General features: G+C 45.0%; 18 protein-coding genes. 17 read left to right on the forward strand and 1 reads right to left on the reverse strand.

Annotated elements, in window-relative coordinates; all coding sequences use genetic code 11:
• Positions 1-225 precede the first annotated feature (225 nt).
• The 5 genes from IGI77_RS00895 to IGI77_RS00915 all read left to right on the forward strand — a co-directional run bounded on the left by IGI77_RS00895 (position 226) and on the right by IGI77_RS00915 (position 8,178).
• A complete protein-coding gene (locus IGI77_RS00895; RefSeq protein WP_438769226.1) occupies positions 226-4,755 on the forward strand; it encodes a hypothetical protein in 4,530 nt (1,509 codons plus the stop codon).
• 18 nt (positions 4,756-4,773) lie between these two features.
• On the forward strand, positions 4,774-5,280 hold the full coding sequence (locus IGI77_RS00900) for a hypothetical protein (protein WP_428206961.1): 507 nt from the start codon (positions 4,774-4,776) through the stop codon (positions 5,278-5,280).
• A 24-nt stretch (positions 5,281-5,304) separates the two neighbouring features.
• Positions 5,305-5,859, forward strand: coding sequence for a hypothetical protein (locus IGI77_RS00905; RefSeq protein ID WP_325844810.1), 555 nt, complete (start codon positions 5,305-5,307; stop codon positions 5,857-5,859).
• Between the two features lie 29 nt (positions 5,860-5,888).
• Positions 5,889-6,236 carry an LPXTG cell wall anchor domain-containing protein gene (locus IGI77_RS00910; protein ID WP_428206960.1) on the forward strand — a complete coding sequence of 116 codons (348 nt, stop codon included), beginning with the start codon at positions 5,889-5,891 and terminating at the stop codon, positions 6,234-6,236.
• A gap of 448 nt (positions 6,237-6,684) precedes the next feature.
• Complete coding sequence (locus IGI77_RS00915; RefSeq protein ID WP_284591508.1) at positions 6,685-8,178, forward strand: helix-turn-helix domain-containing protein; 1,494 nt, start codon at positions 6,685-6,687, stop codon at positions 8,176-8,178.
• A gap of 232 nt (positions 8,179-8,410) precedes the next feature.
• On the opposite strand, the gene IGI77_RS00920 is transcribed toward IGI77_RS00915, so the two are convergent.
• A complete protein-coding gene (locus IGI77_RS00920) occupies positions 8,411-8,788 on the reverse strand; it encodes a DUF7006 family protein (protein WP_015508783.1) in 378 nt (125 codons plus the stop codon).
• Between the two features lie 555 nt (positions 8,789-9,343).
• Between IGI77_RS00920 and IGI77_RS00925 the strand changes: the two genes are divergently transcribed.
• The 12 genes from IGI77_RS00925 (at position 9,344) to IGI77_RS00980 (ending at position 19,557) form a co-directional block, all read left to right on the forward strand.
• Positions 9,344-10,831 (forward strand): phytoene desaturase family protein, encoded by a 1,488-nt coding sequence (locus IGI77_RS00925; RefSeq protein ID WP_128432072.1) that lies wholly within the window; start codon positions 9,344-9,346, stop codon positions 10,829-10,831.
• An 11-nt stretch (positions 10,832-10,842) separates the two neighbouring features.
• The gene (locus IGI77_RS00930) at positions 10,843-11,949 is read left to right on the forward strand and encodes a glycosyltransferase (RefSeq protein ID WP_438769228.1); all 1,107 of its coding nucleotides are present in this window, start codon (positions 10,843-10,845) and stop codon (positions 11,947-11,949) included.
• Between the two features lie 12 nt (positions 11,950-11,961).
• On the forward strand, positions 11,962-12,474 hold the full coding sequence (locus IGI77_RS00935) for a hypothetical protein (protein ID WP_015508786.1): 513 nt from the start codon (positions 11,962-11,964) through the stop codon (positions 12,472-12,474).
• Between the two features lie 295 nt (positions 12,475-12,769).
• Complete coding sequence (locus IGI77_RS00940; RefSeq protein ID WP_074934350.1) at positions 12,770-13,834, forward strand: bifunctional transcriptional activator/DNA repair enzyme AdaA; 1,065 nt, start codon at positions 12,770-12,772, stop codon at positions 13,832-13,834.
• Positions 13,835-14,134: 300 nt separating this feature from the next.
• Entirely contained in the window at positions 14,135-14,563 is a 429-nt protein-coding gene (locus IGI77_RS00945) for a MarR family winged helix-turn-helix transcriptional regulator (RefSeq protein ID WP_010748593.1), read from the forward strand.
• A gap of 10 nt (positions 14,564-14,573) precedes the next feature.
• Positions 14,574-15,536, forward strand: coding sequence for a ring-cleaving dioxygenase (locus IGI77_RS00950; RefSeq protein WP_074536639.1), 963 nt, complete (start codon positions 14,574-14,576; stop codon positions 15,534-15,536).
• Between the two features lie 13 nt (positions 15,537-15,549).
• Positions 15,550-16,443 carry a VOC family protein gene (locus IGI77_RS00955; RefSeq protein WP_005232639.1) on the forward strand — a complete coding sequence of 298 codons (894 nt, stop codon included), beginning with the start codon at positions 15,550-15,552 and terminating at the stop codon, positions 16,441-16,443.
• Positions 16,444-16,458: 15 nt separating this feature from the next.
• Complete coding sequence (locus IGI77_RS00960) at positions 16,459-17,067, forward strand: flavin reductase family protein (RefSeq protein ID WP_438769230.1); 609 nt, start codon at positions 16,459-16,461, stop codon at positions 17,065-17,067.
• Positions 17,068-17,080: 13 nt separating this feature from the next.
• Positions 17,081-17,677 carry an alpha/beta hydrolase gene (locus tag IGI77_RS00965; protein ID WP_438769231.1) on the forward strand — a complete coding sequence of 199 codons (597 nt, stop codon included), beginning with the start codon at positions 17,081-17,083 and terminating at the stop codon, positions 17,675-17,677.
• A gap of 252 nt (positions 17,678-17,929) precedes the next feature.
• The gene (locus tag IGI77_RS00970) at positions 17,930-18,394 is read left to right on the forward strand and encodes a PTS sugar transporter subunit IIA (protein ID WP_438769233.1); all 465 of its coding nucleotides are present in this window, start codon (positions 17,930-17,932) and stop codon (positions 18,392-18,394) included.
• Between the two features lie 13 nt (positions 18,395-18,407).
• On the forward strand, positions 18,408-19,241 hold the full coding sequence (gene rhaD / locus IGI77_RS00975; protein WP_438770484.1) for a rhamnulose-1-phosphate aldolase: 834 nt from the start codon (positions 18,408-18,410) through the stop codon (positions 19,239-19,241).
• A gap of 16 nt (positions 19,242-19,257) precedes the next feature.
• A complete protein-coding gene (locus IGI77_RS00980) occupies positions 19,258-19,557 on the forward strand; it encodes a PTS sugar transporter subunit IIB (protein ID WP_086338927.1) in 300 nt (99 codons plus the stop codon).
• The last annotated feature ends 1 nt before the right edge of the window (position 19,558 follow it).

Genomic DNA, 19,558 nt, shown 5'->3' on the forward strand with positions numbered 1-19,558 from the left:
AGTTGCTAGGCCATGCTCTTTCAGATGGCTGGCAGTTGGGCTTGTTATCAACGAATTGAGAGAGGAGGATGAGCTATTGCTTCGAAAAAATTAAAGAAGAGCATTATTTTTAGTTTTTGCCTGACTGCACTACTGCATCCCTTACTGACTACGTCAACTCTCCAAGCCTATGAAGGCGAAACAGAAGTCTTAAGTGAGCAGATCGACCCGCAAGTAGCACAAACGGTGGATTCGGAAAGCTGGCTGCCTAGCAGTGAAACGGATGATACCGCCAGTGACGATCAGTCGGAGCAGGAATGGCAGCCAGAGACACAAGAAAGCAACCAAATCAATGATGCAAGCAATCAAGAAGCACCCGAAAATGAAGCGGATGAGTTTTCTCAGCTGCCGTCAGCACTAGAAAATGATGAGCCAGAGAAGGTAGAGACTACCGATTCACGGGAAGAACTAGAAGATTCGGAAGAACCCGAGCTTTTTTCCGAAAATGAAGCTGTTTTGTATCTTACTATTGAAAACCAGGAGCATCTTCGAGCCGTCTTATTAGGAGAAGTTTACACGTTAGTAAACGGCAGTAGTCAAAATTACGGCTCAATCAGTGATGATACCCATCTTGTATTGACGTTCTTCCAAAGTCTGCAATTGACTGAACCAATCAGCGGGATCGCCAGAAAAGTCATTACGTTTGCTGGTGGCAGCGAAGGAATCACCTTTTCCCAAGCAGCCCCGCAAAACAACATTGAAAATACGATGACCTTTCTTGATGCCCAACGACTGACATTTGAGAATTTGACCTTTTCAAATATCATGAGCGCCGGTGGACTTGTGCAAACGCAAGGATCGGTGAACCTGTGGTTTACGAACGTGAATTTTGTGAGCAGCAATGCGACTGGTCGATTCAGTAGCAATAATCAAGCGACGATCACCTTTACGGAAAATAATCGCTTAACGACGGGCACGACAGGGATCCCTGTGTTTTTTACCGCCAATCGAATCACGATCAATGATCATTTTCACGCAACGATTGCTGGTAGCGGATCGAATCCGCTTTTCGAAGCGAACCAAGTTGCTTTTGCAGAGGAAGCCAATTTTCGCTTAGAAAAGAGCAACAATGCCAACACCGGTGCAGTTATACGCTTAACAGGCAGCGGGCCTATGATGACGCTGGAACAAGCCAGTCACGTCCATGTCCGACAAACAGGAATGTTTGTCACTGTAACGAACACCACCCAAGACAGCATCGTTCGGCTAGAAAATGGTGCGCACTTCGATGGTGGGTTAGGTCAAGGATTTTCGGGGAATACCACAGCAACGATTGGCGAGCTGCACTTAGCCAGCCGCAGTAAACTGACCTTCAGTGAATTCGGCACGGTGGCTGCGTTTCCAGCAATCAATGTCGGTCGATTATTTAAAACTGAAGCAGCCTCATCAGAAGAGCAAGGAGTCATCATTGAGGGGAGTCGATCTGGAGGAACCACCGGGGCGTTTATTCATCTGCGAAGTGCCAACTCGATTGCTGAACTAGGCAGCTACACGAAAACGAGGATTCAACAGCAAGGACCTATGTTTACGGGAGTTGCCACCAGTACGATTACCATCGGCGATCATGCCGTGATCGATAATACCCATAGCTTTGGCTTCAATGGAAATACCAATATCAATGCGATCGATATTGGCAATCATGTGTCACTGAGCATTCAAGAACCGACCAATGCAGCGACTAGTTCGTACTACAATACCTTCTTTGCCAGAAGCAGCTTTACGGTTGGGGAGCACAGCAGCATTGTTGTACCTCGCAGAAGAACGATCAATACCTCAGCCCTTAATGCGGTGATCCGTTTAAACGTTACTGGCGGCAGGGTCGTCTTTGGCAAGCACAGTACGCTGGAAGCAAACCATCGTGGTGCATTGATCCATGCACAGCTAGGCGAAGTGGTGTTTGAGGAAAACAGTCGGGTCGAAGCGGTCTTGAGCAGAGGGGTCACCAATGGGTTTGCAGTCAGAAACTTCACCATGAAACAAGGAGCGGAAATGGTGATTTCTGAACACACGGCCAATCAGCAAGCGGTGGCAAGATTCAATGTACAAAGCACGTTTTTGATGGAGCGAGGAGCCAAACTGACTTCAACCCGCAGTTCTACCGGAACTCAAGGAATGGTGCAGTTTGCTGCGGCAAATGCCCGTTTCGTGACAGAAGAAGAGGCGCAGATCCATTTAACACAAAGAGGTGCCTTGGTCGTGGGGAATACCTCTTCTGACGCCTTTATTGGGGCACGATCAGAACTAACACTCAATACGACGAGCGGCTTTACTGGCAACACCATGATGCGCCGTTTAGACGTCGGACCGGGCGCAAAGATCAATGTGACTGAACCAAGTACGAATGCGCTGAATCTGCAATATTTTACCTTTACGACAGAAATTTTGATTCGCGAAGAAGCGGAAGTGACTGTCACACGGACCAGCAATGTAAATGGTCCAGCCTTTCGCTTGACTGGATCAGGTTCACGTTTTACGACACTAGAGGGTAGTAAATTGTCGGTCAGCCAGTTAGGGATGGCGTTGCGTGGGGTAACAACGACCGATGTATCCCTTGGGAAGCGTTCCATCAATACGATCCAAACGGGTTGGGGCTTTACCGCTAATTATACGATTCGTTCGTTCGTCTTAGAAGATCAAGGAACGTATCGTTACACACAGCCAACCAGCGGTAGTACCGCGCCGGCGGTAGGGACCAATTACGCTTCTATTCGAGTCGCACAGCGTTTTGTCCTTGGAGAAGAGGCAGCGTTTCAAGCGACGAGAGCGAGAACAACCGCAGATTCACGATTTATTTTATTGAATTCAGCGAATTCCACGGTCTTTCTTGGCAAAAATTCTACATTTGACATCAGCCAATCAGGGGGCATCTTCCAAGTGCAGACTACCTCGACCTTGACTTTGGATGAGGGTGCCAAACTCAACGTATTGACGGAACGCGGATTGAATACAGCGAATGGTGGTGCTGGTGGTTTCAATCTAACCAATGCCTTTGGGACGATCAACGTTGGGAAAAACGCGGAGTTTATTGTCAGAGATGGCTATCAAAACCAACGAACAACGGCAGAATTTACGAATCGTCCGTTAGTAAATGTTGGTCGTACCTTTAACGTCGACGAAGATGCCACCGTGCTGATTGAAACGACGATCAATAAATCGCTATCAAGTGCGGTGCTGTTTTTCCGACAGGCAAATGCCCAGTTGAATCTATCAAACGTAAAATCCTTTGAATTAGCGCATCCAAGTGCAGTTTCTGGGGGGAGCAACGGCAACCTGCAACGGCTGATTCGTTCTCAAGCGAATTTCTTGGCAAATGGTCTGCGGATCAATGTGACGCATCAGAAGCTCACCCTATGGCAGGGAGCAAATCAGACAGCTACCTCGCCACCAACTGAAGAGTTCATTAATTTGTCTGGGGTGTTCCGCATCAACAGAAATAACGGCACGAATGCCAATGGGTTGCCAGCAGGCGTCTGGTCAGGAACAATGAATGCTGTTTCGCAGGCTTTTCTGATGACCGCTGAATCAGTCACGGGGTCAGTGACCTCCACTGGCAATCAGACACCGATCGAAACGGCGATCGCTCGCAACAATTTCAGTCGGTTACGCTTTTCTGAACCAGAAGGCTTAATGGCTCGGATCGATCCTTTAAGTGACCGATCGACGGAGATCACGGGGTTTATGTATGAGGATGCTCAATCACGGATCACGTATGAGAATACTGAGGGGGAAACGGTGATCATCACCAATGAAACGGTCACTGAGAGTGGCGAGCGCATGATCCAATGGGGAGATTATCGTGACGAAAACCGAATCTATCGCTACTTTACGATCAAATTAGCAGAAAATGAACGATTAGAAACGGGTAGCAAGCTGAATGTCTTTCTTACCAAACCGGATCACGATTTTTACATTGATATCGATGTGGAGGTAACGGTCATCCAAGGGATAGAATACCAGGCATTCAACATCACCCTCGATCGTCAGACAATCAATCAACTGGCCACGGAAGAAGAATTGCACAAATTGATCATCAAAGAAAGTGACGCATCGGCGCGAGATGTATTAAGCAATGCAGATTTGACCGAGGAAATTCGTCTGGCTGAAACCAATTTAACTACAGATGTGACAGAAGATGGCACGTATTTTGCCGTATTAGAAGTCGGCAGCAAAACCTATGAGTTTACCGTAGGGATCGACGTTACAAGCAGCTTGGATCAATTATCCGTACGGATACCGACCCGCATGCTTTTCGAATCAATGTACGACAGTCAAGAAAGCAATCGTGACTTCACGAGCCCTGAATACGAAATCAGGAACAACTCGTATGTGGGGGTAGCTGTCAAAGTCAATCGACTAATCGTTGAAGATTCTGCTGGGATCGTCCTTCTAAAAGAGGGGGAAGATCCGTTAGATTATGCTGAACCAGATCCAGAATCGGAAGAAGAAGACCCAATCTTAACGGAAGAAGACATTTCGCAACCGTTGTTGGCATTGAATGTCATGACCGAACAAGCGACGGTTCGCCTATACGATCAGATGCCTGAAGCGGACTTGGTTTCTATGCCTGCCCGCAACCAATCCGCATTGACGCTAGGCGGCACATTTTATGGCAACTACCCTCTATGGATCGTTGATTCGGAATACGAGGAGGGCGGTTACTACGAGGACAATCTGCGCCCGCAATATCGCTTTGTCTTAAGATTCGTTCCTAAATAACACGAAGGAGTGGTTGTAATGACAGTGGAAAACCAAAAGAACAAAAAACTGTTTTTCCTTTTGTTGCTGCTCTCCTTTTTGGGTGGTATCGGCTTTTATTACTGGAATCAGCAACAAGTGAATGTTCCTGTGATCAGTGCCGATCTTTTACCAGAAATCGGCGATGCTTCCGATCGTGAAGTCGCTGAAAGAGCGCAAGAGGTAGCAGATGCGAATTATTTTACGCTGACAATCAATCCTTCTGCGGTTTTTGAAGCTGGCGATCGCGAAGGGTCCATTGAGATCATCAATCCGGCAACCAATGTTTATCCGATTGCAGTCGACATTCATTTAAATGAAACCGAGGAAATGATTTATTCTTCGGGTGCCATCTATCCAAATCAGCAAATTTTGACCGCTAAGCTTGCTCGTCCCTTAGAAAAAGGTGAATATGCAGCCACGGCGACGGTGAACATTTATGACCCCGAGACACATGAAAAGCAAGGGGTCACAGAAGCAGCAATGACGATAAAGATTCATAATTAATTGACAGGAAAAGGAGAAAACAGAATGAAAAAAATTAGCTCAATCGTATCAGCAAGTATCGCAGCACTGACTTTATTGGCTGGAGGTGTGACCGCAGCAGCGACGACACAATCCATCAATGCAGAAACCAGCGGGGATGTCCAAATCAACGGGATCATCGGCAGCTTTGACAACACAACCCCTGGACCAAACCCAGGTGACCTTAATGAATGGATCAATGTAACGATTCCGACGACTGCTTTGTTCTATACGACGCAAGAATCAGGCCATCAAGAAATCGTTTCGCCTACGTATACGATCACTAATAATTCTGCAAAAGGAGTGATCGCTACAGTAGCGGATGTCATTGACCCAGTAACGATCGAACCAATCAATCAATTAGCAGTCAATGACATTGACTTGATTACCGAAGGAGTCGTAGATGTTGTGGAAACCGACCTGTTTGAATTAGGATCAAATCAAACCAACGCAAATGTGGGTGAGTTTGTTTTTTCTGGAACAGCGACACCTCAACAAGATGCAAAAGAGATCAATCCAAGCTTTAAATTGGTTCTAAACTTTGCCCCAGTAGTTGAGTAAAACAAACGAAAACGCGAGGAGGGAACTGTGTGAGACATGTTCAAGGGAAATACGTACTAATCGTCCTCCTGTTTGTTTTGTTTGTGACACCCAGCCAAAGCTATGCACAAACTGCGAGCGGGAATGCAGCCACTCGCTCTGTGCAAGTCCAAGGGCGTATCGGAGAAACTGACGACAAGCTGGATGAAGAACAGCTAGATTCGGATGCCGTTGGAGACGATGGGAGAACCAAAATCGTTGCAGATGTTTCGGCTATTAACAAAGGCTCATTACCGAAAACCGGCAGTGAGCAAGCAAAAATAGCCTCTATTGCAGGGGTATTCCTTTTAGGCATTAGTTTTTATTTGCTTAGCAACAGGCAGCTAAAAAAGAACTGAAATAAAGAGGACTATCCGAAATCAAAAAGAAGCAGTAGCTCGAACCAAACTGCTTCTTTTTTTTCGGTACAAACGAAGCGAAAGCGACAAGCGATAAGTGAAACGACAGAGGAGAAGAACATCAGGCACATTTAGACAAATAAAGAAAACATAGTCGATTTTTCACGCAGCAACTTTTTCACGCAGCAGCTTTTTCAAGCATGAAGCAAGACGCGCATCCGCCCTAGGTGGTCTCTGAGGAAAGCAAAAGCGAAATCCTTGCACTATTTTCAATAGCCGATAAAATAATTGTTATACAACAGTAGTCTGGAATCCACGCTTTTTTTCATCAGGCTATGAAAAAACCGATTTTTTATGTAGGATGAAAACCGATATAATGAGACTGCTTAGGCGCCTTTCATGCGTAATTTAGCCGCAAAAAAGAAATTTTTTAGTAAGGAGCTTATGTTTGAAAAATTTTCAATTGAGTTTTGTCACAAGCAAATCGACCGTCCGATGGCTGCAGATTCTAAGTGAATTTGAAAAAAATGAAATTTGCAGTGCCAGTCAATTGGCTGAAGTAACAACTAGTACCACCAGGACGATTGGCAAAGACATCAGTCAGATCAACGAGTATTTCTGTGGGCTGATCCTGATCACTTCCACCAATCAAGGCTATTCGTTTGAACTATTTGATTATTCACAGTATGAAAAGAAAAAAGCCTCGCTTTTAGCGAATGAACCGCTCTTTATTTTATTGGAAAATATTTTTATTGGAGAGTTAAAGACGATCGATGAGTGGGCGGACTGCTTGTTTTTATCTAAGAGTACCTTATCGAAGTACTTGCAGCGCATTCATGAACAGCTGGCACGTTTTGATCTCCAGCTAGCATTAGATCCTGTGAATATCGTTGGGGAAGAAGCAGATATCCGCAATTTCTTCTGTACCTTTTTTTATGAAACGGACAGCACCCCCCACACTGTATTTCCGCCAGCTGCGGTCCAGCAGGCAGTAACGGAAATCGGCAGGATGTTTGACAAAAATAGTTACCACACCGTTTCGTTTTCACAATACACGTATCTGCTCTATATTTCGCTTGAGCGATTTATGCAAGGTAAGACTGTGCAAATCAACGCCGAATTGTACCACGCCTTGCGACACAGTATTCAGCTGATGCATTTTCAACGAATCAATGGGGTCATTGAAAAGTACTTTCAATGTCGATTGACGAACGATGAACTTATCTTCTTGTTTGTTAGTATTATCACAAAGAAAAAACTGCAAAATGTGATCGTCGAACAAAAGTTTTGTCTTTCGTATAATCATTGGACAGAGATCCGCACGTTGACCAACAATTTTTATCAGATGTTGAATGTATCGTCGAAAAAGCCCAAAGAGGATCAGATTCTGATTGAATCCTTTTTTACCTCTGCTAAATTGAAGGAGTGCTTATCCACGTCTGCCAATCGCAATATCTATGATGTGAATGCGTTTATTAAGAAAACCTTTCCTAAGGAGTTTGCTGCTTACCGAGAGTTTTTAGAAAATAGTCGCGAGTACCACAACCTTTATTCTGAGGAGTATCTGACGGATTTTTGTGCAAACTTAGTGATTTATATCGAGTCTGTTCGAGAACGTCATTGGTTTCCCCGAAAAAATATCGCCTTTATCTTCGAAGGAAATAATAATATCGTTCAGTACATTGAAGGCTGGTCTAACCGCTATTTTAGCCGATCCCATCAAGTCTTTTATCCTGACTCAGGGGAAGTCAATGCTCAGTATTTAGAACAAAACACCATCGATTTGCTAGTGACGAACTATGCCGAGCATGCGACCGAATTTCGAGATATCGTTGAATGCATCGTCTTCAAAACGATTCCTTCTTCTTCTGACTGGAATCGACTGCTTGAACGGATCAATCCTAACGTCACCCGCCAATTTGCCTTAAAAGACCTCTTCTAGTTTCCCATTATGTTTTGACCTAAAGAGCTGCTAGAAAGGGCCTTTTACATGAAAAGAAAGCATTTTTCCTTCACTGCTTAAACAGTGAGAAGGAAAGATGCTTTCTTTTTTAATGGCTTGACTCTCCGCAGCTGTGCAGGAGTGTGGGGAGGGGAAGTGGGGAGTGCATCAGGTACGGATGCAAGCCTTTGGAACCAGCGGTTTTCAATTCAATCGATCGATGTGGGCGAACTCATTGGGCTTCACTTAAGTAAATCAAACTCCAAGGCGCCTTTTGGTTTAGCTGAAGGCCGGTCAATTCCCGATAGAAACAGGTTTTGTCTTTGACCGTCAGCTGAATGATCTCTTCTTCCGCATACTCATTTAAAGAAGAAATTTTTAAAACATAAAGTTCTTTTAGTATTTGCAGCTGTGCGTCGATATCTAGTAGCAACGACATTTTTTCGAAAAAAGTACCCTCTTCTTGTTCATAGATCGCCAAAAATCGTTGGCGCAAAGAGAGATAAAAATTAAAGATTTTCGGATGAGTATAAGAACAGGGCGAGTGGATAAATTCTTCGTCAAAAAAGTTTAAATATTCTTCGGCTGATTGGATCGTTTTTAAGTTCATATCAATACTCCTTATAAGTGTTAGGAAAAAGCGACAATACGTGTCATTATCAAAAACAGTCACTGTTAAGCAATGTCTTACTGAGAAGGTCCGTTTGTTTTTTTAAAATGATTGGGGGAAGGACTTTCGCTACATTCAATGTACAGGATATTCCAAATTGGCTCAAACGCGTTTTTTCGTAACCATACGAAGATTTGTTTTTCGCTGGTATTAACGTCAAAAATGTTCAAATATTCTGATAATTGTTGTTATAAAAAGAATATTTCCGAATTGGGCGAAATTGCTGGGTTTCCATTCTTTGCCAGCAGGTTGTTTTTTCATTTGCTGAAATCATGGACGAGGACAAAGCAGCATCAGTTGACCGATAGGCTCATCCCCGTCATTTTTTCAAAGGTGTGATACTATAGAATTATCTAGAAAAACGATCCTTTGATTCAAGTGGTCAATGCCAAAACAGTGCCAAGACACGCAGTTGCAGTGAGACGCAACCATCTGTTTTGACGAGAAGGTTTGGCTAAATAGGGACGTTCATTAAAGCAAACGAGGAGCAATTCAATGAAAGAGAAAAAAACAGTTGTAGTGATCGGCGGCGGACTTGGTGGTCTATCAGCGGCGGTCTCATTAGCCCAAAATGGCTTTGATGTATCATTATATGAAAAAAATCAACACTTAGGCGGCAAGTTGAACCGACTGGAAACAAACGGCTTCGGCTTTGACTTAGGTCCTTCGATTTTGACGATGCCGCAGATTTTCGAAAAATTATTTACTGGCAGCAATCGCGATATGGCGGATTATGTTGCGATTCGCCGATTGCCATTGGAATGGCGCTCCTTTTTTCCTGACGGCACTAAGATCGATCTCTATGGCGATCTTGCACGTATGGCAAAGGAAAACCCGCACTTGTCGGAAAAAGACATGGCAGAGTACCAAGACTTTTTGGACTATGCGCAAAAGATTTATGCAATCACAGAAAAAGGCTATTTTGAGAAAGGCTTAGATACCACGAAAGAAATCTTGAAGTATCATGGCGTGATCAAAGCACTGAAAGGGTTTGATTATTTCTCTTCGATGCATGATGCTATTCAAAAACGTGTCAGCAATCCGCAGCTGCAAGACATGCTGAGCTATTTTATCAAGTATGTCGGCTCATCTCCTTATGACGCTCCAGCCGTCTTGAACATGATGATCTATATGCAGCATGCCCAAGGTGTCTGGTACGTGCCAGGCGGGATGCATCGTTTAGCCGAAGGCATCGTTCGCTTAGCAAAAGAGATCGGTGTGACCTTCCACACGGGACACAAAGTGGAAAAATTGATCGTTGAACAGGAACAGATCCGTGCCGCTCGTTTGGATGATGGCACGTTGATCGAAGCCGACTATTTTGTTTCCAACATGGAAGTGATCCCGGCCTATGAAGAGCTGTTAGAAGAAGCGCCGACCTTTACTCAAAAACTGGAAGAAAAATTTGAACCAGCAAGTTCTGGTTTTGTCTTGCACTTAGGGGTCAAAACCTCCTATCCGCAATTGGCCCATCACAACTTTTTCTTTTCAAATGCCTCAAAAGAAAACTTTGATCAAAATTTCCATCAGCATCAGCTGCCAGAAGATCCAACAATCTATTTGGTCAATGCCAACAAAACCGATCCTTCGCAAACAGTGGCAGGGCATGAGAACATCAAAATCTTGCCTCATATCCCTTATTTGCAGGATAAACCCTTTACGGAAGCGGAATACGATGCCTTTCGTGAACGGATCTTGATCAAGCTGGAAAACATGGGTTTAACAGATCTACGTAAGCACATCGTGTATGAAGACCGCTGGACACCCGAAGACATCCAAAAGAATTATTTGTCACATCGTGGCGCCATCTACGGCACGGTCTCTAACCGCAAGAAAAATCATGGCTTTAAACACCCAAAACACAGCGAACGCTACGACAATCTATACTTCGTTGGCGGTACGGTCAATCCAGGTGCCGGCATGCCGATGGTGACCCTCAGTGGCCAGCAAGTCAGTGAGATGATCACCAAAAGAGAACACTAAGACAAGAAAGGATGATGACTGTGTACCTGCTGCTCGCTGGTATTTGCGCTGCTTGGCTAGCAGGCTGGCTGATTTTTTTCCGCCTGCCGACGATACCCACCCGCAAGGAGACAGCCGCATCCAAAGACTTGACGGAGAGGGGAGAACTGTCGATCATCATCCCCGCCCGCAATGAAGCAGAAAATTTGCCGCAATTGTTGGCGTCCTTGCAGCAGCAAACCCTTCATCCTGTGGAGATTTTGGTGGTTGATGACGGATCGGAAGACGAGACGATCGTCTGTGCCAAGGGCTTCGGTGCGACGGTCTTGCAAACCACTGCTGATTCTGCTGGGAAAGCGGCGGCTTGTTGGTTAGGCGCCTCACAAGCGGTGGGCAAGTATCTATTATTTTTGGATGCCGATACCTTCTTTCTAGCAGAAGATGGCTTAGAGCGTCTTTTCGCTGTGTATGAGGAGCGATCGGGACAAGGACTGCTCTCGGTGCAGCCCTATCATCAAACGAAGCGCCTGTATGAACAACTGTCTGCCGTCTTTAATGTCGTCTTACCTGTCGGGTTGAACCGCTTTTCTATCGTAGGCGAAAAACTCTCAGCTGGCGGTGCCTTTGGTCCGTGTATTTTGTGCAGCAAAACTGGGTACCTTCAAGCCAATGGACATCAGGACATGCCACAAGGAATCTTAGATGATCTAGCATTAGCGAGACGCTTTAAGAAAAAACGCTTGCCGATCGCCTTGTATGGTGGAAAAGACTTGGTGGCCTTTCGGATGTATCCAGCTGGTGTTCGTCAACTTGTTCAAGGCTGGACGAAGGACTTTGCCACTGCTTCGCAATCCACTCACCCTTTGATTATGGCGGGCGTCATCTTGTGGATCAGCGGCGGCATTGGGGTACTGGCGGCACCATTTCTGATGGAACCGCTTTGGCTAGGACTGCTTTTTTATGCTGCTTATTTTGGACAAACTCTGTGCTTTGCCCGCCGTGTCGGCAACTTCAACCGAATCCTGCTGCTTTTTTTCCCATGTTACTTTCTTTTTTTCCTAGGCTTATTTGGTTGGTCGTGGTTCCAAACCCATTTGTTGAAATCCGTTACCTGGAAAGGACGCAAAATCAATTTATAGGAGGCGATGCACATGCCGCTGATCACCTTATCTCCACTGCTCTTGCTCATTACAGACAGCTTGGCTTGGCTGCTGTTTCATCTAGGCATCTCCTTTGGCTTGCGCAAAGTCAGCGATGCCTTTTTTGAACGTCATGCCAACTGGTTCCGTTCTTTTGCCTTTGAAAAAGGCGGTAGGATCTGGTCGGAGGTGTTTCGTATTCGTCAGTGGAAAGACAAATTGCCCGACGGCACTGTGATTGCCAAAAAAGGCTTTGACAAATCCCGCTTGGCTCAACAGCAAAAGGACTATCTGGAAAAATTCGTCATCGAGACACGCCGAGCAGAGCTGACCCATTGGCTGCTGATGGTTCCAGCACCGTTCTTTTTCCTCTGGAATCCTGCGTGGGCGGGCTGGGTGATGATCGTCTATGCGTTATTGGCTAATTGCCCATTCATCATGATCCAACGCTACAATCGCCCCCGTTTGGAGCGAGTCTTGCGGAAAAAAAGTGCCCTGCAAGTCAAGCAGAAGGCGACGGTCTAGGTTCCTATAGGTGCCGCTTTAAGATTCACTGAAAAACAGGCAAACTGGAAATCAAAAGGATCGGAGGGCAACTGCCTTCGATCTTTTTTAAAAAATTGGTGTTAATTTTTATGGGATGTGCCAAGACCGTTTTTTGTACACTAAGGTCATTCAGAGGAAAGGGTGATCGTATGTCATCAGAAGGATGTGGGCAAATTTTCGAACTGCCATTGCAGACTGCTACATTGGTTGATCGTGTGTTTGGACAGGCACGAAGTATTTTTGTAAGTGTAGAAAAGAGGGAGGGATGCGCAAGATGATTGAAGATAGCCGACAACGGGACCACTATTACGACATGTTGATTGAAAAAAATTCCCAATATGAAGGGATTTTTTACGTTGGGGTAAAAACCACCGGCGTCTTTTGCCGTCCCACCTGCCCAGCGAAAAAACCGCTCAAAAAAAATTGCGAGTTTTTTCAGACGGCACAAGAAGCGCTGCTGGCGGCATATCGTCCCTGCAAACGATGTCGCCCGCTCAGCTCGCCTAGCCACTTATCCCCTGACGTGAAAAGCCTGGTGGAAGCCGTGGAGAGTAACCCAGAGAAAAAGTGGACCGACAAAGATTTTGAAGCACTAGCGATCCATCCCAATACCGCACGCCGACAATTCAAAAAATATTTTGGCATGACCTTTATCGAATACTCCCGTGCACGCCGCTTAGGATTAGCGTTTAAGCAGATTCGTGAAGGAGAACCGCTGATCCAAGCGCAATTAGAAGCCGGTTTCGATTCTGGCAACGGCTTTCGAGATGCGTTTTCTCGGATTATGGGGGAGTTGCCTTCCAACAGCCGCGAAAAAACGATTCTTTCTTCTGCTTGGCTTGAGACCAAGCTGGGGTCGATGTTGGCGATCAGCGACCAGCAGCAGCTTTACTTGTTAGAATTCGTGGATCGCAGAGGGCTAGAAACGGAGATTGCTGTTTTGAGAAGCCGTTTGAATGCAGTGATCATTCCCCAGCAAACAGCAATCATTCAGCAACTCAAGCAAGAACTGACGGAATATTTTGCAGGGAATCGAACTGCCTTCACGGTACCCATCGCATTGATCGGCTCTGATTTTCAAAAAGCCGTCTGGCAGCAGCTGTTGGCGATGAAGATCGGAGAAACATACTCTTACAAACAATTGGCACAGCGAATCGGCAATGAAAAAGCCACCCGAGCTGTTGCCAATGCCAACGGAAAAAATCAATTGGCGTTGATCGTTCCATGCCACCGCGTCATCAATAGCGATGGCAGTATCGGCGGCTATGGTGGCGGGATCGAACGCAAAAAGTGGCTGCTGGCTTTGGAAAAGCAGGTGCAGCCGACCACAATGATCTAAAAAGGACAAGTATGCGTCGGAATCAGCGCTTCATTGATCGGTACATGGAATGGATCGAATCCTTTTCATTAAAATATATATTTAGCGGAACTTATGGAACCTTTCATAGGTTCCGCTTTTTTTTCTTAGATTTGGCGGGTTCATAGAGAAAAGGCGGGACCGTCGTTAGTGTCTAAGTGTTCTTTATCTCTACAAAAATAAGCATTGAATGATTTTCTTAAATAACCAAAGCATATCCTTTTACAACTTACAAAAAGTAAGTTATGATTATCTCGAATTCGAAATAAAGAGGTGAGGAAAATGGCGCATCAAGAAGAAGCGCTCAAAGCATACATCGGTTTGCTGCGTACGGCGAGTCGTTTGGAACAAGTGGCAAAAAAAGATGTCCGTTGTTATGGCTTAAATATCACAGAGTTTTCCGTACTGGAATTGCTTTACCATAAAGGCACCCATACGACGCAAGCCATCAAGGAAAAAATCTTGATCGCCAGCAGCTCCACAACCTACGTGGTCGATCAATTAGTCAAAAAAGGCTGCGTGCAACGGGAACCTAGCCAAGAAGATCAACGGGTAACATACGTCAGTATTACGGAAGCAGGCAGGGCGTTGATGGAGAAAATTTTTCCCAGTCATGCACAAAAGATTGCGGCGAGTTTTTCCGAACTCAGCAGTGAAGAATTGCAACAATTAAAAACAATTTTACGAAAAATAACTTACGATCAGAAATGAGGAAAAGAAAATGAGAAAACAAGACCAATTATTAGGGGTACACCATGTGACGGCTATGACAAGTGATGTGGAACGGAATTACCATTTCTTTACGGATGTGTTAGGGATGCGTTTAGTGAAAAAAACTGTCAATCAAGATGACATTTATACGTATCATACCTACTTTGCGGATGATTTAGGGACACCGGGAACGACCATGACGTTCTTTGATTTTCCCAATACCGCTCGCGGCAGCAAAGGAACCAATTCGATCACCCGCACCAGTTTTCGAGTACCCAGTGATGCAGCCCTTGATTATTATGCCGCACGCTTTGATGAATTTGAGGTAAAACACGAGGCAATCACCACCGAATTTGGGAAAAAAGTGTTGCGCTTTTGGGATTTTGATACGCAAGCCTATCAACTGATCTCTGATGAACACAATACTGGCGTGAAAGCTGGTATCCCTTGGAAAAAAGGACCCGTTCCTACTGAGTTTGCGATTTATGGCTTAGGTCCTGTTGAAATGTCTGTTTCTTATTTGGCAGATTTCAAAGGGCTGCTGGAATCCGTCTTTGATTTCAAAACCATTGATCAAGTAGACAATCGCTATTTGCTAGAAGTCGGTGAAGGCGGCAATGGCGCCCAAATCGTTTTAGTGGAAGATACCACGAGCCCGCAAGCACAACAAGGGGACGGCGAAGTGCATCATGTGGCTTTTCGCTTAGCCCATCACGATTCGTTAGCAGTCTGGCAAGAAGTCTTTGATAACTTGGGATTGGCCAACTCTGGCTATGTCGATCGTTACTATTTTGAATCGTTGTATGTGCGCATCGGCCATATTCTTTTTGAACTAGCGACAGATGAACCAGGGTTTATGGGGGATGAGCCATATGAAACATTGGGTGAATCCTTATCATTGGCACCATTTTTAGAAAATCGCCGTGAATACATCGAAGGAGTCATCAAACCCTTCAATACAAAACGCGCCTAAGGAGGCACATAGTATGCAACCCATTCAACAGATCCACCATATTTCAGCCATCGTAGGCGATCCGCAAACGAACGTTGCCTTTTACCGTGACGTGTTGGGGTTGCGCCTCGTCAAACAAACCGTCAATTTTGATGATCCCTACACGTATCATCTTTATTACAGCAATCAAGCGTTAGAAAATGGGACCATCATCACTTTCTTCCCTTGGGCAAATGCCCATCCTGGACGAGTAGGAAGCGGACAAGTCGGCACGATCGCCTTTCGTATTCCTAAAGGTAGCAGTGCCTATTGGCAAGAACATTTGGCGAAACATCAAGTAACTGTCCAAGAAAGTACATTGTTTGACCGGCCAACTTTAGAACTTCATGATCAGCATGACCTGTCTTTGGCGTTAGTCGAAGCCGAAGAATCGGCGGAAACACCAGCGATTGTAGGCTTTCATGGGGCCGTCTTGCTTTCGGCACAACCAGAAGCGACCATTCAAACGCTGGCAGATGATCTAGGACTGAACATTTTTAACAAAACAGAGAAAAGCACCCATCTTCATACCGCAGGCACCCTCGCTCATGAGATCGTCGTGCCCCATGAAGCACTGCCAGCAGGGCGCTGGGGTGTCGGTACCGTCCATCACATCGCGTGGTCTGTGCCAACGGAAGCAGTGCAAAAAGAGTGGCAAGAGTACTTGTACGATCAAAGATACGGAGTCACTGAAATCAAAGACCGCAACTATTTCAAAGCCGTCTATTTCCAAGAGCGGGGCAACATCGTCTTTGAGATCGCAACAGAAACCCCAGGCTTTTTCGTTGATGAACCATTAGAAACGTTAGGACAGCAGTTGATGCTGCCAGCCCAATTTGAAAGCCGCCGTGCAGAAATCGAGGATCGCTTGCCAGATTTATCGGTTTAGAAAAGGAGACGCTGTATGCACTATTTAGATCCCAAGGATTTGACCCAACGAGAAAATTATAAACTACTGATTGGCTCCATCATTCCACGGCCAGTGGCAGTGGTCAGTACACAATCAGCCGATGGTATCGTCAACATCGCCCCATTCAGTTTTTTTAACATCGTCAGCTCAGAACCTGTGATCCTCTCGTTGGCTATCCAGCGCAAAGAGGGGGAACTGAAAGACACCGCCCGCAATCTGTTGGCGACGAAAGAAGCCGTCGTGCATATTTTGGATCAAACAAATGTCCAAGAGGCCAATAAAACCGCGGCATTATTGCCCGCAGACCAAAGCGAGTTGACGGTTTCTGGGTTTACCACAACGACATCGAGAATGATTGCCGTTCCTGGCTTGAACGAAGCCAGTGTCCGCTTAGAAACGATTCTGCATCAGCACGTACCCATCAAAAAAGACCAGCAGACCACTGCCGATCTCTTATTGTTGGAAGTCGTCGGCTACCAGATTGCAGAGGATGTCTATCAAGACGGCAAGATCGATCCCCGTGCCTTACAAGCAGTCAGCCGGCTAGCGGGAAATTCTTACGCAACGATTGGGGAGATTTTCGATATCAAACGACCAAGTTAAAGGAGGAACTTCGATGAAAGCAATCTACCAACAAGGAGCAGCCGACGCACCAGTTTTGGTGCTGCTCCACGGCACTGGTGGCGACGAACAGTCGTTGCTGGAAGTAGGCAAAGCCCTTGATCCCCAAGCATCACTATTAGGTATTCGCGGGAACGTTTTAGAAAACGGCACGCCCCGTTACTTCAAACGCCTGGCTGAAGGGGTGTATGATGAAGCCGACTTAGCACTTCGCGGCGACGAATTAGCCGATTTCATTCGGCAAGCCGCCAAAGAATACAACTTTTCATTAGCCCAAGTGGTACTGGTGGGTTATTCCAATGGCGCCAACATTGCCATTCGCTTATTACTAAATGATAGCGACCACTTCAAAAAAGCGATCCTCTACCACGCCATGTATCCAGTCGAGAATGTACCGACGAATTCCTTGCCTGACACTCATGTGTTTCTGAGTTTTGGCAGAAACGACCCGATCGTTTCCCTAGCTGACAGTGCTTACGTCCAAGAGATCTTCACCTCACGGGGTGCAGTCCTTTCAACCGTTTGGACCCCAAGTCATCAGTTAACGTATGAAGAAGTCGAACACTCGCGCACGTGGTTGACCGAACAATAAAGCAGTGCCTCTTTCCTAATCAAACAGCGATCCTGCTGGTTGGTTAGGTTTTTTTGTTTCACGTGAAAACAGGAAACAGATTTGCTTTAATTACATCGAGTCAAGAGTATTTGCTGAAACATTGAATTATCTCTAGTAACCCAATTTTTTTTTATATAAAAATAAAAATTGTGATGAAAGCGATAACAAAAAGTTTGTGAAATACCTTAAACTATAAATACAGTCGCAATGGAAAGGAGGAATATGAGAGTTATGGAAGAATTCTTTGACACAAAATTGACAGATGTGATTGAAACCAATGGGAATCAAGAAGAATACTTTACCTGCATCTTTCAAAAGCTAAAAGAACAAGGATATGTTCAAGATAGTTTCTTGTTGGCGATCACCAATAGAGAAAAAGATTACCCAACGGGATTAAAGACCCAATTTATGGGAATTGCAATACCTCATACGGAACCACAACATATCAAAAAACCGTTTATTTATTTAACAAAGCTCAAAACACCCATTGAGTTTGGACAGATGGGCTCGTGTGATGAATATATACAAGTTCGTTATATTTTTGTTTTAGGATTTGATAAAGGTGATCAGCAATTAGTTTTGTTAAAGAATTTAATGGCGATGTTCGCTGATGAGAGCACTATGAACAAGCTGTCTCAAGATATCACTGCAGATGAAATGTATCAATTAGTTACACAATATTTTAAAAATAGATAGGAGAGAAGTAATGATGAAGATCCACAATATTTATGAAGCACCGTTTATCAAGGAAATGTGTGAAGCAACAAGGAACTTGTGGAACAACGGGTGGGCAGAAAGAAATGGCGGGAACATCAGTTATCGTATAGATGAAGAGGAAGTTCAGTTTTACCTTGATACGAATCGAGTGGTTTATGAAGCGGCATTGGGTTTTGAAATTCCTGAACTGGCAGGTATGATCTTTTTAGTTTCAGGATCAGGTAAATATTTTAAAAATGTTTGGCAAAATCCAGCAGATAATTTGGTCATTTTAAAAATCGATAAAGAAGGGAAGCACTATCAAGTTTTGTGGGGACTTGAAACGGGCGGGATTCCTACGAGTGAACTTGCTTCTCATCTTAAGTGTCACGCAGTGCGTCTTCGTCAAGATTCGGAACATCGAGTGATTCTACACACCCATTCAATTGCTATTTCGGCGATGACTTTTGTTCATGATTTAGATGAAAATCGCTTTACTAAGACATTGTGGGAAATGATCACAGAATGTTTAGTCGTTTTTCCCGATGGAGTTGCTGTCTTACCGTGGATGGTCGCAGGGACAGTTGCGCTTGGGGAAGCTTCTGCAGAAAAAATGGCATACTCACGAATCGTGGTTTGGCCGCACCACGGTATTATGGGTGCCGGACAATCCATGGACGATGCCTTTGGATTGGTTGAAACTGCTGAAAAAGCAGCTGATATCTATATGCGAGCAATCGCTGCACCAACAGGAATCGTTCAAAAAATTACGGATCAACAACTTTGGTATCTAGCCGATCGCTTTGGTGTAACGCCTAAAGCTGGCATCTTAAACGAAAGAAAATAAAAAGGAGGAACGAATTATGAAGAAGGTCAATGTCATTTCAGTATGTGGTTCGGGAACTGTTACAAGTTCGATGGTTGCGGGCAAAGTTAAAGACTTTTTAGAAGAAAATGGTTATAAGGCAAAAACGGTAGAAGTCAATCCAGGGGGAGTTGATGGGGAATTGGCTTCTGGTCAATGGGATGTGATTGTCCATACAAGTCCTTTGAAAGGAAAATATGAGATTCCAACGATCAATTCTGTAGGATTGTTGACAGGAATGGGGGAAGAAGAATTCTATGAGGAGCTGCTAAAAACAGTTGCAGCGATTGCTGGGTAAT

It is taken from the genome of Enterococcus sp. DIV0213h (assembly GCF_051711285.1).
Classification (GTDB): Bacteria; Bacillota; Bacilli; order Lactobacillales; family Enterococcaceae; genus Enterococcus_D; species Enterococcus_D casseliflavus.

Excerpts from the sequence above, each read along its gene's own strand:
- IGI77_RS00900 (WP_428206961.1), top strand. The coding sequence starts at position 4,774 with ATGACAGTGGAAAACCAAAAGAACAAAAAACTGTTTTTCCTTTTGTTG.
- IGI77_RS00905 (WP_325844810.1), top strand. The coding sequence starts at position 5,305 with ATGAAAAAAATTAGCTCAATCGTATCAGCAAGTATCGCAGCACTGACT.
- IGI77_RS00920 (WP_015508783.1), bottom strand. The coding sequence starts at position 8,788 with ATGAACTTAAAAACGATCCAATCAGCCGAAGAATATTTAAACTTTTTT.
- IGI77_RS00925 (WP_128432072.1), top strand. The coding sequence starts at position 9,344 with ATGAAAGAGAAAAAAACAGTTGTAGTGATCGGCGGCGGACTTGGTGGT.
- IGI77_RS00930 (WP_438769228.1), top strand. The coding sequence starts at position 10,843 with ATGATGACTGTGTACCTGCTGCTCGCTGGTATTTGCGCTGCTTGGCTA.
- IGI77_RS00935 (WP_015508786.1), top strand. The coding sequence starts at position 11,962 with ATGCCGCTGATCACCTTATCTCCACTGCTCTTGCTCATTACAGACAGC.
- IGI77_RS00940 (WP_074934350.1), top strand. The coding sequence starts at position 12,770 with ATGATTGAAGATAGCCGACAACGGGACCACTATTACGACATGTTGATT.
- IGI77_RS00945 (WP_010748593.1), top strand. The coding sequence starts at position 14,135 with ATGGCGCATCAAGAAGAAGCGCTCAAAGCATACATCGGTTTGCTGCGT.
- IGI77_RS00950 (WP_074536639.1), top strand. The coding sequence starts at position 14,574 with ATGAGAAAACAAGACCAATTATTAGGGGTACACCATGTGACGGCTATG.
- IGI77_RS00955 (WP_005232639.1), top strand. The coding sequence starts at position 15,550 with ATGCAACCCATTCAACAGATCCACCATATTTCAGCCATCGTAGGCGAT.
- IGI77_RS00960 (WP_438769230.1), top strand. The coding sequence starts at position 16,459 with ATGCACTATTTAGATCCCAAGGATTTGACCCAACGAGAAAATTATAAA.
- IGI77_RS00965 (WP_438769231.1), top strand. The coding sequence starts at position 17,081 with ATGAAAGCAATCTACCAACAAGGAGCAGCCGACGCACCAGTTTTGGTG.
- IGI77_RS00970 (WP_438769233.1), top strand. The coding sequence starts at position 17,930 with ATGGAAGAATTCTTTGACACAAAATTGACAGATGTGATTGAAACCAAT.
- rhaD (WP_438770484.1), top strand. The coding sequence starts at position 18,408 with ATGAAGATCCACAATATTTATGAAGCACCGTTTATCAAGGAAATGTGT.
- IGI77_RS00980 (WP_086338927.1), top strand. The coding sequence starts at position 19,258 with ATGAAGAAGGTCAATGTCATTTCAGTATGTGGTTCGGGAACTGTTACA.